The organism is Veillonella sp. (assembly GCF_015058545.1).
In the GTDB taxonomy this organism is placed as follows: Bacteria; Bacillota; Negativicutes; order Veillonellales; family Veillonellaceae; genus Veillonella_A.
Window position 1 is genome coordinate 1 of the sequence record NZ_SVCB01000018.1, and the last position, 14,388, is coordinate 14,388.

Consider the following 14,388-nt stretch of genomic DNA (forward strand, 5'->3'; position numbering starts at 1 on the left):
CGTTTCTCTTTAGCGCCCCAAAATAAATTATAGAACCTTATTTTTTTATCTTGAATTAGGTAATAGAGAACCGTTTTTGCGGCCGACAATTATAAATTTAAGGTCAAATAATCCTCAAATTAAGGAGAGATACTCCCAAATAAAAAGAGGATATAGGGTATAATAAATATAAGTGCAAAGTAAGACGTTACATATTGTCTTTACACTTTGAACGGAAGCTTTTAACGGTACATTTGAATAGGCAGTAATAGAAGGTAAGCCTTTAAATGTAAATTTGAATAGGCAGTTATACAAGATAAGCCTTTAGCATATATTTTAGGAGAGGAATTTATGGACAGTTTATTTGCTGAATATGAACCGAAACGGTTTGAACCGTTGGCCGTGAGACTGCGTCCTACCTCATTGGATCACTTTTACGGACAGGAAAAAGCAGTGGGGAAGGGCAGTTTTTTACGGGCTATGATAGAGCGCGATACAATTCCGTCTTTGCTGTTTTACGGGCCTTCCGGCACCGGTAAGACTACCTTGGCCGGTATTATAGCCGCTATGACCCATAGTCAATTTGTGGTTTTGAACGCTACCAATGCGGGCATTGGTGAGTTGCGTGCCATAATCGAAAAAGCGCGCAAAACGATTCAGAATTTGCAACAGCGTACGATTTTATTCCTCGATGAAATTCATCGCTTTAACAAGAGTCAGCAGGATGTGCTTTTACCATGTGTAGAAGACGGGACTATTATATTAATCGGCGCTACCACGGAAAATCCGTTTTTTGAAGTAAACCGACCACTTTTATCGCGTTTGCGTTTGATTACCTTGGAAACATTGACACCGGATGCGATCGTAAAAGTATTGCAACGGGCACTTACCGATGAAGATAAGGGCCTTGGTAAGCAACAACTTAAAGCAGAAGAATCCGTACTGCGTGAAGTGGGCATGTTTGTAAACGGTGATGCCCGTATGGCCCTTAATATTTTAGAACAGGCCGCCGCCATGGTTGAAAACGGCGGTGAATTGACTTTGGAAATTTTAGAGCGCGTAGTGGGGCGCCGCATTTACAGTTATGATAAAAAGGGCGATAACCACTATGATACGATTTCCGCTTTTATTAAAAGTATGCGCGGTTCCGACCCGCAGGCAGCAGTATATTATTTGGCGCGCATGATTGAAGCGGGGGAAGATCCTAATTTCATTGCCCGGCGCATTGTAATTTGTGCGGCTGAAGATGTGGGTCTCGCCGATCCGCAGGCTCTGGTAATAGCGAATGCAGCGGCTCAGGCGGCGCATTTAGTGGGATTTCCGGAAGCACGTATCATTTTGTCCGAAGCCGTTTTATATGTAGCCTTAGCGCCTAAGAGCAATAGTGCGTATATGGCTGTTGACGCGGCTATTCAGGATGTACGTCATTACGAACATGGGGAAGTGCCGCAGCATTTGCGGGACGCTCATTACAGCGGCGCAGCTAAATTAGGACATGGCGTGACCTATAAATATGCCCATAATTATCCGAACGGGTATGTGAAGCAGCAATACTTGCCGACCCCGTTGGTGGGACGCACCTATTATGAAGGCATTGAGCGCGGCAAAGAAAAAGAATTACTGACTCTTTGGAACGAACGTACAAGCGGTAAAACTTCTAAAAAGTAGTCAATCTGTGGTATAATAAAATGCTAACGAGTTTATAGTTTAATCGGATTGATATGTATAGAGGTGTGTAGATAGATTATGGCGGAACAAAAGAAGGAGCGAGCGAAGGCGGCGCCGCGTAAAACGGCAACAAAGCGCAAGACGACCACTTCCTCGCGAACTGTTAAAACGAATAAAAGCGATAAGGCCCCTAAAATTCGTAAAGAAGTGCGAGGCCTTTTTACCATGCTCTTTGCAGTGGTAGCCTTGCTGGGGATATTTAACATTACATCCGGTACGGTAGTTGATATAATAGCCGGTATTTTTAAATACGGTTTCGGTATTGGCGGTTTGATTCCTTGCCTCTATGTAGGTTATGTGGGCTGGCGTATTTTGTATGCCGACAAAGGCTTTTCAATCACCCGTCGGGGGCTTTTGTTGAGCTTGGTATACTTGTTTGCCATTACGTTTGTAACCCTTCTTATGGCCGGCAATGGGGAAGAATTAATGACCACTAAAGTTGCTACTCAAGGTGGCGTCTTAGGCGGTATGATAGCCAGCCTGCTACGCGGTTTGCTTGGCAATGTGGGGGCCATCCTGGTGACTATCGTTGTGGAATTAGGTTTAATCCTATTGATTTATCAGATTTCCTTGCGTACCGGTCTTCATAAGGCCAAGGCTAAAACCGATGTAGGGTTGGAAAAAGCACGCGTGCTTACGGAAGAAACCGTGCAGCATGCGAAAGAACGCTATGCGGATTGGAAAGAAGAACAAGCTGAAAAACGCCGCATTTATAATCAAGAAAAAGATACGCGTTTTTCACCGAGTGCGGCTGTAGAAGTACTGACCAATGCAGCACAAGTATCGGCTGAAGCTAAGGCTAAAGCGCAGGAAGAAGCGGCCCGTATAGCGGCCGAAGAACAGCGGGCGGCAGCGGAGGCTGAGGCGCATACCAATCATGTGGCAATGGGAGAACAAGTAGATCTTACTAAAGCGCAGGCTGAACGTATTGATGCGGCCCAAGCCGAAGCGGCTGAATTCTATGCCATTGTTGCCTCTGAGGCAAGCGGTACTAACGTAGCTACTAATTATAATGAACCTGCTTCAAATGACGAAGACGATGAATTGGAAGTGCCGCCGTTTTTACGCGGTCGCGGCGCCGGTACAACGCCGACTACGACAATAACGAGTGGGGCTACAAGTACTGCGGTTGCCGCCGATACGGCTATGCCTATGGAGGCTAATCCGGCTACCGTTGGTGTAGCAACTGTCGGTGATGAAGCTTCCGGGACGGTAGCAACTGATTTAACTGAAGCGGTTGCCGTAGCTGCTGATGCCAGTACAATTAACAATACAGAATCTGAGTCGGACGTAATTCCGGTAGCTGCCGACACCTTGGCTACCTCTAATATGCAACCGGTACCGACGTTAAAAGGTACGGAAGAAGATACGGCGGCAGTGGCCGTTACTGTTGACGGTAAACCGAAACCGCGTCGCATTGAATTGCCGTATCATTTCCCGCCATTGGCGATGCTTGCCAAAGGTCAGCCTAATCAGGTGACCAGTCAAGAAGTTACTCATAATGTAACGGTATTGGAAGAAACATTAAAAAGCTTCGGCGTAATAGCCCATGTAGTAAATGCCACACAGGGACCGACGGTAACCCGCTATGAATTGGAACCGGCGCCGGGCACTAAAGTAAGCAAGATTTTGAACCTTACCGATGACCTTAAGATGGCATTGGCGGCTATTGATATTCGTATTGAAGCGCCAATTCCGGGGAAATCGGCAGTGGGTATCGAAGTACCGAATAAAAATACCTCGGCCGTTCATTTGCGTGACGTATTGGAATCTGAGAAATTCCAAAAAGCACGAGGCGGTATTCCGGTAGGCCTCGGCAAAGACATTGCCGGCGAAGCGGTTATTACCGACCTTGCGAAGATGCCGCATTTATTGGTGGCCGGTTCTACCGGTTCCGGTAAATCCGTCTGTGTAAATACGCTGATTTCCAGTATTTTGTTCAGCCGTAAACCTAGCGAAGTACAGTTGATTTTAGTGGATCCGAAGATGGTAGAATTATCCGTTTATAACGGGATTCCTCATTTAAAAGTGCCGGTTGTGACGGATATGAAAAAAGCGGCCGCCGTATTACGCTGGGCTGTTCGTGAAATGGAAGCCCGTTATCTCACCATGGCTACGTCCGGGGTGCGTAATATTAGCGGTTATAATGAACAATATCCGGAATCGGCTATGCCGCTTATTTTGATTATTATCGACGAATTGGCAGACCTTATGTTGGTAGCGCCGGATGTGGAAGAATCCATTAACCGTTTGGCCGCTAAAGCGCGTGCCGCCGGTATCCATATGGTATTGGCAACGCAGCGTCCATCGGTCAACGTTATTACCGGTACCATTAAGGCCAATGTACCGAGTCGTATTTCCTTTGCCGTGGCAACGCAGATTGACTCCCGTACCATTCTGGATATGGCAGGGGCTGAAAAACTCCTCGGTAAAGGGGATATGCTCTTTAATCCAATCGGAGCTAGCAAGCCGATTCGTATTCAAGGGGCCTTCATTTCCGATGAAGAAGTGGAAGAATTGGTGGCCTTTGTTAAACAACAGGGTCGACCTGATTATGACGAATCCATAACGGAAGAAGCGGAACAAAGCACTTCGGAAGAAGCGGCCGCACCGGCGGAAGAGCGGGATGAACTCTTAGAACGGGCGATTGAGCGCGTTATGAGTGAAGGTCAGGCGTCTACGTCCATGTTGCAACGTCGCTTCCGAATCGGTTATTCCAGGGCGGCCCGCTTAGTGGATACGATGGAAGAAATGAAAATCATCGGGCCTGCTAACGGCAGTAAACCGCGCGATATTTTAATGACGCCGGAAGAAGTGAAAACGCGTTATTTCTCATAGGATTTATGAGTAAAAAACCAGAAGCATTGGAAGAATTAGAAAGTTAAAATGATGTTAGAATTTAAAGGAGGCCGAACTTGTCAACGATAGGCGAAGAATTACGTCGAGAACGCACACGGCGAGGTCTGACTATTAAAGATATTGAACAGGCCTTACACATCCGCTCCGCGTATTTGGAAGCGATTGAAGAGGACAATTATAAGATTATCCCCGGTGATGTGTATGTAAAAGGCTTTATCGGCAATTATGCGGATTTAATGGGCCTTGAACGGCATCGCATGATTGATCGTTATAAAAGTTTAATCGGTGAGCCCTTGGGTGTACCTTTGCGGCGAGTAAAACCGCGTAAACTTGTTCATCATGAAGATGTTGAACGGGAAGTGGACATTGTAGTACCTCATTCCAAGCGCTTGAGCTATACGTCACGGCAGCAACGTCGTCAGAAGACGCTGGCTCAGGAGCGCTTAGCAGTATCTGTTATTGTCATTTGTATAGTTGTATTTTTAGGCTGGTTATTTTTTGTGTAAATATAGTATAAATTAAGGAGATATGTGTAGTGAGCGACTTTTTAATTACGGAACGGGCGGAGATGGAAGCACGCGGTTGGGCTGAACTCGATTTCGTGTTGATTACCGGTGATGCCTATGTGGATCACCCCTCTTTTGCCGGTAGTGTGATTGGCCGACTGTTGGAGCACCACGGTTATCGGGTGGGGCTCATTGCACAGCCCGACTGGCAAGATGTAAATGCCTTCAAAGTGCTGGGCAAACCTCGATTGGCTTCGTTGGTAACAGCCGGTAATCTTGATTCTATGCTTAATAAATTTACGGCGGCTAAAAAATTCCGCCACAATGATGATTATTCACCGGGCGGTGAAAGCGGTCATCGACCGGATCGGGCAACGCTGGTATATGCGAACCGCATGCGTGAAGCATTCCGTGATGTGCCCGTAATCATCGGTGGGATTGAAGCGAGCTTGCGCCGTTTTGCCCATTATGACTATTGGTCTGATACCGTGCGCCGGTCCTTATTGGTGGACAGTAAGGCGGACGTGCTCATCTACGGTATGGGTGAAAAACAGATTTTAGAATTGGCGAGAGCCTTGGATGAAAATCGTTTGACAGAGCAATTACCGACAATTAAAGGTATTTGCTACATGTCAAAGACCTTGCCGGAAGGAAAAATCAAGGAATGTCCGTCTTATGAAATAGTGAAAGAAGATAAGAAGCAATTTGCCGAAGCTTTTTGCATTCAATATTATGAACAAGATCCGTTTATCGGCAAAACCGTGGCTCAGCTTCACGGAGACCGTTATGTGATTCAAAATAGTCCCGCTTTGCCGTTGACCCAGGCTGAAATGGACGAAGTTTACAGCTTGCCGTTCACGCGGCGCTGGCATCCTCGTTATGATGCGAAGGGCGGTGTGCCGGCACTTAGGGAAGTGCAGTTTAGTCTGGTAAGCCATCGCGGCTGTTTCGGCAGCTGCTCCTTCTGTGCCATTACGAGCCATCAGGGACGCATTATTCAGAACCGTAGTCATGAATCACTCATCGCTGAAGCGGAACGGATGATAGCCATGCCTGATTTTAAGGGCTATATTCATGACGTAGGTGGTCCGACGGCGAATTTCCGCCACACCGCTTGTGAGAAGCAGGGAACTAAAGGTGCGTGCCCCGGTAAGAACTGTGCAGCTCCTCATGCCTGTGAAAATCTCGATACCAGTCATGATGATTATTTAGCAATATTGCGTAAATTGCGTAAGCTCAAAGGTGTTAAGAAGGTCTTTGTGCGCTCCGGTTTGCGCTATGACTATGTATTGGAAGATAATAACCGCGAATTTGTGAAAGAATTATGCGAGCATCATGTAAGCGGCCAGCTGAAAGTGGCACCGGAACATGTGTCGGAAGCGGTTACGGAAATCATGGGGAAAGCAGATAAAAATGTTTTTCTTAAATTTAAAGATTGGTTTGAAACGGCTAATCGCCAATTAGGTAAGAAACAATTCTTAGTTCCTTACTTTATGAGTTCTCATCCCGGCTGTACCTTGTCTGACGCCGTTGAACTGGCGGAGTTTTTACGGGATCAGAAGATGACGCCGGAACAGGTGCAGGACTTTATTCCTACGCCGGGCAGTTTATCCACAGCCATGTATTATACGGGGATTAATCCGCTCACCGGCGAAGAGGTCTATGTGGCCAAAAAAGGGCGCGACAAAGCGATGCAACGGGCACTTATGCAATATAAGAATCCCGATAACTATGATTTAGTACGCGAAGCCTTGGTAAAGGCAGGGCGTACCGATTTAATCGGCTTCGGACCTTTGTGCTTAATTCCGCCTCGTCCAATCGGACGTAACAAGGCCGGTAATCAACATAAAAAACAGGCCGGTAATCAGGCTGATAATCAGCATAGAAAGCAGGCCGGTAATCAACCGTCAAATCGACGGACTCAAGGTGGTCGGTCCGGGTCCGGCAGAAGTCAGGGGCCAAAGTCGAACGACCGTGGCAAAATCAGTATAAGTAAACAGTCAAAACGAGGTGCTTTGGCTGGCAATAGACGACCTTAGTGTGTCATAATGGAGGCGGGCATGAGCATGAAACGATTTTGGCCTATCGCATTATTAATAGCCTTTGTTCTCGGCATGTTTGCAGCGGGAACATATTTTGAAAAAAATGAAGAAAAAGAGCGTACGGCCATTCCGGTTAAAGCGGAGTTGACGATTTATACGGACCTGCCTTCCAACTTGACCACTTTGTTGGCGCAACAGTATGAAATGCAGTACCATGTACGCCTCACCATGTTGCCGATTACGGAAGAACAGATGGCAACGCGTATGACCTTGCCCACATCCGATCAAAAGGGCGATTTGGTCATCACGACCCGAGATAATTTAGACATCGGTGTTAAATATAATCAATTAAAACCGGTCCTTACCGAAGGGGTAGACGAAGTGTCCGACCGTTTTAAAAATAACGATGCCCTCTGGGTCGGTATTTGGTATGACCCGGTTGTATTTGCCCAGAGCGATGCCTTTTATAATCGCATGGGTCGCTATGTAACGGCCTGGCAATCATTAATTCTTCCCGGCGATTGGCGCGTCATTATGACGGACTTTGTAGCCTCGCGCAGTGCGGCGAATATTTTGTACAGCTTTGTCGAAATGAACGGGGAAGAACAGGGTTTGCATTATTTTGTGGAATTAAAACCGCATGTGGTGCAATACGCGAAGTTTTTATCGACGCCGATTCGCCTGGCCGCCTTGGGTGAAACTGATTTGGGTATCGGTAACTATTCCGACGGTCAGCAATATGTGAACCACAAATATCCGGTGAAAATTATTTTCCCCGCTGACGGTACACCGTATTACTTGACCGGTGTGGGTATGTTAAAAGGCACAACCCATGAAGAAGAGGCGACCCAAGTTATTAAATGGTTATTGTCAAAACAAGTGTCGCAATTTTTGCAAGACAATGGATTTTATTATGTGTACACCAATCCGGAATTGCCAAATCCGGTGGATTCTTTAGGCCGTGAATTGGTTCTTTGGGATACCAAGGGGGGTTACACGGAAGACGGCAAAAAAGTATTGTTGGATAAATGGATTAGCCAAGTGCGCTTTAGAAAGGATATACAATGAGTAAGAAATTAGGCTATGTGAGTTTAGGCTGTGCCAAAAACCTGGTGGATACCGAGATTATGCTGGGTGCCCTCAAGGATAACGGCTATGAAATCACGGAAACCTTGGATGAAGCAGAGATTATCATCGTTAATACCTGTACGTTTATTGAAAAAGCTAAACAAGAATCGATTAATACGATTTTAGAAATGAGTGAATATAAGCAATTCGGCGCTTGTCGCGGTTTAATTGTGGCCGGTTGTTTGAGTCAGCAGTATCAGGAAGAGCTATTTGCGGAAATTCCTGAAATCGATGCCCTCATCGGTACCGGTTCATGGAACCGTATCATGGAAGCTATCGAAGCGATTGATGATGGCAAACGTATCTGCATTATGGACTCGATTACCAATATTTATAATGAACGCATGCCGCGTATGCAGACTACACCGACTTATAGTGCCTATGTAAAAATTGCCGAAGGTTGCGACAATGGTTGTACTTTCTGTATTATTCCAAAAGTACGTGGTGCTTACCGCAGCCGTACCATTGAATCCATCGTAGAAGAAGTAGAGCGTTTGGCTGCTATGGGCGTTAAAGAAATTAACCTCATTGCTCAGGACACAACAAGTTACGGCTCCGATCTTAACAATGGTAAACCGATGTTGGCGGAACTCTTAAAAGCCCTCGTAAAAGTGGAAGGTATAGAGTGGTATCGTTTATTGTACTTATATCCTAAATATTTCACCGATGAGCTTTTGGATCTTATTGTAGCGGAACCTAAGATTTGTAATTATATCGACTTGCCGTTGCAACATATTAATGACGATATTTTGCGTCGCATGAATCGTAAAGACCGTAAAGCGGATATTGTGAATTTATTACAAAAAGTTCGCAGCAAAGCGAGTCACGTAACGCTTCGTACATCTCTCATTGTAGGTTTCCCCGGTGAAACGGACGAACAGTTTGAAGAACTTTGCGAATTTGTGAAAGACGTTCGCTTCGATAATATGGGCGTATTTACTTATTCTCAGGAAGACGGTACACCGGCAGGCGCTATGAATGACCAAGTTCCGGAAGAGGTCAAGGAAGAACGTTATCATGCTTTGATGGCTATTCAAGCGGCCATTTCAGAGGAAAATAACCGTGACTTAGAAGGCACGGAGCATGAAGCGATTATCGAAGAAATCAGCGAAGACGAACATGGTCATTTATTGGCCAAAGGCCGTTTGGAAACGCAGGCGCCTGATGTAGACGGTAATATGTACATTGAAGATGTGGCAGGCCTTGAAGTAGGTCAAATCGTGCCGGTTACAGTGGCACAAGGCTTTGCTTATGACGTGGTAGCTGAAGTACGCACTAAGTAATTCTAAGTAACGCGTTTTCAGGCGAACCGGCGGAATTTGAAGTAACAAAGAAATCGGTATCCGTAATCCCGAATGGGAGAATTGAGGCAAATGATGATAGTAGAATTGATTTCAACAGGTTCAGAATTGTTATTAGGCGATACCATTAATACCAATGTGGCGTGGCTGGCGCGTGAGCTCAATAAGCTCGGTTATACCGTAGCGTTTCAAAGCACAATTGGCGATAATCCGGCGCGAATGGAAGACTGTTTTAAATTGGCCGGCAGCCGTGCCGATTTAGTGGTTTGTACCGGTGGTTTAGGGCCGACTCAGGGCGATATTACCCGTCCGTCCTTGGCAAAAGCCATTGGTCTTGAATTGGAACTCAATGCTGATGCAGAACGGATGGTAAAAGCCTTTTTTGCCAACAAAGGGCGGGAAATGCCGGATCCGAGCCGTCGGGAAATGATGTTGCCTGTTGGCAGCCAAGCGCTCATGAATAGTTGCGGTGTAGCGCCCGGCGTAGCCGTTCAAGCTGAAGGCACGACGTATATACTTTTACCGGGGCCGCCGGCAGAAATGAAAGCCGTATTTGATGAATCGGTGCGCCCTTATTTGATGGAACATTTTGGCGGTCAAGGTGTTGTTCAATCTCATCGCTATGCGGTGTACGGTATGCGCGAACTGGAGTTGGAATCAGCTCTCATGGATTTAGTCAAAGCACAGCAGAATCCGACCATTGCTTTTTTAATTAAAAACGGCTATATCGAATTACGGATTACGGCGAAAGCTATGACGCCGGAAGAAGCGGAAGCTTTATTGGCCCCATGGGATGCTATCTTGCGGGAACGTCTTGGCGATTCCTTAGGGCGTCGTTTAGAAAAATCCATGTTGGAACTGGTAACGGATGCCTTATTGGAGGCAGACGCTACGGTGGCTACCGCCGAATCCTGTACAGGTGGCTTGGTGGGGAAAAAGCTCACTGAAATGCCGGGCAGCAGTGCTTATGTACAGGGCGGAGTCATTTCCTACGCCAATGAAGTAAAACACAAAGTACTCGGCGTGCCGCAAGAAGAATTGGATACTTATGGCGCTGTCAGTGAAGAAGTGGCCAAGTCCATGGCGGAAGGTACGCGTAAACTGTTGGGGACAACGTATGGCGTATCTACGACCGGTATTGCCGGACCGGGCGGTGGAACGGCAACAAAACCGGTAGGCCTTGTATATATCGGGGTTTCCGGGCCTAACGGTACGGTAGCCTATCGCAATGATTTTATCGGCGACCGTGAAAGTATTCGTCAGAGTACGGCGGAACGAGCCTTATATCTCTTGTATCAGGCTATAACCGGTAAACGATAAGGTGTTACTTATACTCTTAGAAGTTTTACGTTTACGTTGTGAGCGGAAGGCTTGTTGCAGAAGTATGCTTATCAATTTTAAAGATTAATATATTTATATTTATTAAGTCATGTATGATATGACAAAGAAAGGATTATATCATGGAAGGTAGAGAACAAGCCTTAGACAATGCGTTGAAGAAAATCGAGAAAGATTATGGTAAAGGTGCTATTATGCGCCTTGGCGATATTACGGACCGCATGAATATTGAAGTTATTTCCACCGGCTGTTTGGCGATTGACCTTGCTGTTGGTGTAGGTGGGTTCCCTCGTGGCCGTGTTATCGAAATTTACGGCCCTGAATCCTCCGGTAAAACAACCGTAGCTTTGCATGCCATTGCGGAAGCGCAAAAGGGTGGCGGCATTGCGGCCTTTATTGATGCGGAACATGCGCTCGATCCTGTATACGCCCGTCATTTGGGTGTCGATATTAATAACTTATTAGTATCTCAGCCGGATAATGGTGAACAGGCTCTTGAAATTACAGAGTCCCTCGTTCGCAGTGGTGCTGTCGATATCATCGTTGTCGATTCCGTAGCAGCGTTGGTACCGAAAGCCGAAATCGAAGGCGAAATGGGTGATGCTCACGTAGGTTTGCAGGCTCGTTTGATGAGTAAAGCCCTTCGTAAATTAACAGGTATTATCAGCAAATCCCGTACGGTTGTCATTTTTATCAATCAGTTGCGTGAAAAAGTTGGCGTTATGTTCGGTAATCCGGAAACAACGACCGGTGGCCGTGCCTTAAAATTCTATTCCACCATTCGCCTCGATGTGCGTAAAGGGGAAGTTATTAAACAGAATAATGAAAACGTAGGTAACCGAACTAAAGTAAAAGTTGTTAAGAATAAAGTGGCGCCGCCATTTAAAACTGCTGAATTTGATTTGATGTATGGCAGTGGCGTTTCCTATGAAGGTACGTTAATTGATATCGGTACCAACATGGAAATTATTAAAAAATCCGGTGCTTGGTATTCTTACAATGATGAACGTATGGGCCAAGGTAAGGAAGCGGCTAAAGAATATTTACGTAGTAATCCGGAAATTGCCCATGAAATCGATACTATCATTCGCGATACTTTGATGGCGGAACCGGAAACCTTTGATGTAGTCGGCGAAGAAACGACGGAAGAATAATTCGATGGCTTCGACCAAAGAATATACGCTTACAACGGCCATGGATCAGGCCATGCGCTTTTTGGCGCCTCGCTTCCTGAGCCGCTTGGAGCTAACGCAAAAACTTCAGCGTAAAGGTGTGCCGGCCGATTTAATACATCAAGTATTGGAGCGGCTGGAAGACCTTGATTACATCAACGACGAACGTTTGGCTCATGATGCATTACAATTATACATAAGTGAAGCTAAATATAGTGTTCAGTTCATTCGTAATAAGCTTTATCAACGAGGATTGCCAATTGGGAATGAACTTTCGCGGTATGATGAAACTGAGCCGGCCCTTAAGTTGGTGGTTCGTCATTTTATCGGTGTTGATGCGGCAGCAGAGGCCGAGTGGTTTGATAACACTTGGCCTCTAGAGGCCCGCGTTGAATACAAGAAAGTTTTTAACTATTTGAAAAACCGCGGTTTTAGTGCCGGAACAATCCGGAATATCTGTGACCGAGTTGCACGCTATGAGTAGTCTATATAGAGTTTACCTTGACAGGGGATTGATGACAGACTACAATTATAGTAGTCTCACAGTAGTGGGCAAATTTCAAATATGCATGAAACAGACGGCAATTTAGGAGAAGACGAAAGCGCTTCTTACTTTTATATGAGGAGGTGAACATTATTTTAGAGTATAGTATTATTGCCGTTGTAATGGTGCTTATCGGTCTTGGTGTAGGCTATATGATGCGTAAGAACATCGCTGAAGGGAAGCTTAACCGTGCTGAAACTGAAGCGGCTCGTATTGTAGCTGATGCTGAGCGATTGGCTGAGTCTAAGAAAAAAGAAGCCTTAGTAGAAGCTAAGGAAGAAATTCATAAACTTCGCAGTGAAGCGGATAAAGAAAACCGAGATCGACGCAATGAATTACAACGTTTAGAACGACGTATTCTTCAGAAAGAAGAACATCTCGACGGTAAATTGGAATCCTTAGAGAAAAAAGAAGATGCGTTGCATCGTAAAGAACAAGAAACAAAAACTTTAAAAGAACGTACAGAAGCTCTGTACGACCAACAAATGGCGGAATTAGAACGTATTTCCGGCATGACATTTGAGGAAGCGAAAGGAATTTTACTTTCCAATGTAGAACAAGAAATTCGTCACGAAACGGCGGTTCTTGTAAAAGATTTAGAGCAACAAGCCAAGGAAGAGGCTGAAAAGAACGCCCGAGAAATTATTGCATCCGCAATTCAACGTTGTGCTGCGGATCATGTTGCAGAGTCTACCGTATCGGTAGTAGCTCTTCCAAATGATGAAATGAAAGGGCGAATTATCGGTCGTGAAGGCCGAAACATTCGTGCCCTAGAAACCTTAACAGGTATAGATCTTATCATTGATGATACCCCTGAAGCAGTTATTCTCTCCGGCTTTGACCCGATTCGCCGTGAGGTAGCGCGTATAGCCCTTGAGAAATTGATTGTTGATGGACGTATTCATCCGGCTCGCATCGAAGAAATGGTTGGTAAAGCTCGTAAAGAGGTTGACCAAGTTATTAAAGATGCGGGGGAACAGGCAACTTTTGAAGCCGATGTACATGGCTTACATCCTGAAATTATCCGTATTTTAGGTCGCTTAAAATATCGTACCAGCTACGGTCAAAATGTATTGAAACACTCCGTTGAAGTGGCTCATTTGGCCGGCATGATGGCAGCCGAATTAGGTTGTGACGTAACCCTTGCTAAACGCGGTGGTTTACTCCATGACTTAGGGAAAGCGCTTGACCACGATATGGAAGGCTCCCACGTACAGATTGGTGTGGATGTAGCTAAGAAATACCATGAAAGTGTATTGGTACAGAACTGTATCGGTGCTCATCATGGGGATGAAGAATTCAAATCGGTTGAAGCCGTATTGGTGGCAGCTGCTGACGCTATTTCGGCGGCTCGTCCGGGCGCACGTCGTGAAACCCTTGAAAACTACTTGAAACGATTGACTAAGTTAGAGGAAATTGCCGAGTCCTTTGATGGTGTTGAAAAATGTTTCGCAATTCAAGCGGGTCGCGAAATTCGCGTTATGGTTAAACCTGAAAAGATTGACGAAGCGGAAGCAACCTTATTGGTACGCGAAATGGTTAAACGTATTGAGTCTGAATTGGAATATCCGGGTCAGATTAAAGTCGTTATCATTCGTGAAACCCGCGTTGTTGATTACGCTAAGTAATTAAGGAGAACGGAAACGGACTCTTTATAAAAGATTAATAACCAAAAGACTATAATTACCACTCCCTTTGGCGGACGTCACGAGGGAGTGGACAATTATAGTCTTTTTTTGGCTCTTTGTCAAATTTTGGGGCGCTAAAGAGTCTATGCACTTTGAGGAAGGA

The 14,388-nt window shown here is 45.6% G+C and carries 10 protein-coding genes; all 10 read left to right on the plus strand.

All coding sequences use genetic code 11. From position 1 onward, the window contains the following. Window positions 1-330 precede the first annotated feature (330 nt). The 10 genes from E7204_RS00800 (at window position 331) to rny (ending at window position 14,225) form a co-directional block, all read left to right on the plus strand. Complete coding sequence (locus tag E7204_RS00800; protein WP_295180655.1) at window positions 331-1,647, plus strand: replication-associated recombination protein A; 1,317 nt, start codon at window positions 331-333, stop codon at window positions 1,645-1,647. A 78-nt stretch (window positions 1,648-1,725) separates the two neighbouring features. Continuing rightward, window positions 1,726-4,545: a DNA translocase FtsK gene (locus tag E7204_RS00805; protein ID WP_295180657.1), complete on the plus strand. Its 2,820-nt coding sequence runs from the start codon at window positions 1,726-1,728 to the stop codon at window positions 4,543-4,545. A 77-nt stretch (window positions 4,546-4,622) separates the two neighbouring features. After that, window positions 4,623-5,072 (plus strand): helix-turn-helix domain-containing protein, encoded by a 450-nt coding sequence (locus E7204_RS00810; protein WP_021841659.1) that lies wholly within the window; start codon window positions 4,623-4,625, stop codon window positions 5,070-5,072. Window positions 5,073-5,101: 29 nt separating this feature from the next. Then, window positions 5,102-7,111, plus strand: a complete 2,010-nt coding sequence (locus E7204_RS00815; protein WP_295180660.1) for a YgiQ family radical SAM protein — start codon at window positions 5,102-5,104, stop codon at window positions 7,109-7,111. A gap of 27 nt (window positions 7,112-7,138) precedes the next feature. Further along, window positions 7,139-8,182: an extracellular solute-binding protein gene (locus E7204_RS00820; protein ID WP_295180662.1), complete on the plus strand. Its 1,044-nt coding sequence runs from the start codon at window positions 7,139-7,141 to the stop codon at window positions 8,180-8,182. Next, a complete protein-coding gene (gene rimO, locus E7204_RS00825) occupies window positions 8,179-9,525 on the plus strand; it encodes a 30S ribosomal protein S12 methylthiotransferase RimO (protein WP_021841656.1) in 1,347 nt (448 codons plus the stop codon). Before E7204_RS00820 ends, rimO begins: the two co-directional genes overlap by 4 nt. A 93-nt stretch (window positions 9,526-9,618) precedes the next feature. Then, window positions 9,619-10,863 (plus strand): competence/damage-inducible protein A, encoded by a 1,245-nt coding sequence (locus tag E7204_RS00830; protein ID WP_366483375.1) that lies wholly within the window; start codon window positions 9,619-9,621, stop codon window positions 10,861-10,863. Window positions 10,864-11,003: 140 nt separating this feature from the next. Beyond that, on the plus strand, window positions 11,004-12,035 hold the full coding sequence (gene recA / locus E7204_RS00835) for a recombinase RecA (RefSeq protein WP_021841654.1): 1,032 nt from the start codon (window positions 11,004-11,006) through the stop codon (window positions 12,033-12,035). 4 nt (window positions 12,036-12,039) lie between these two features. Next, complete coding sequence (locus E7204_RS00840) at window positions 12,040-12,537, plus strand: regulatory protein RecX (protein WP_295180668.1); 498 nt, start codon at window positions 12,040-12,042, stop codon at window positions 12,535-12,537. Window positions 12,538-12,680: 143 nt separating this feature from the next. Next, complete coding sequence (gene rny / locus E7204_RS00845; RefSeq protein WP_277600405.1) at window positions 12,681-14,225, plus strand: ribonuclease Y; 1,545 nt, start codon at window positions 12,681-12,683, stop codon at window positions 14,223-14,225. The last annotated feature ends 163 nt before the right edge of the window (window positions 14,226-14,388 follow it).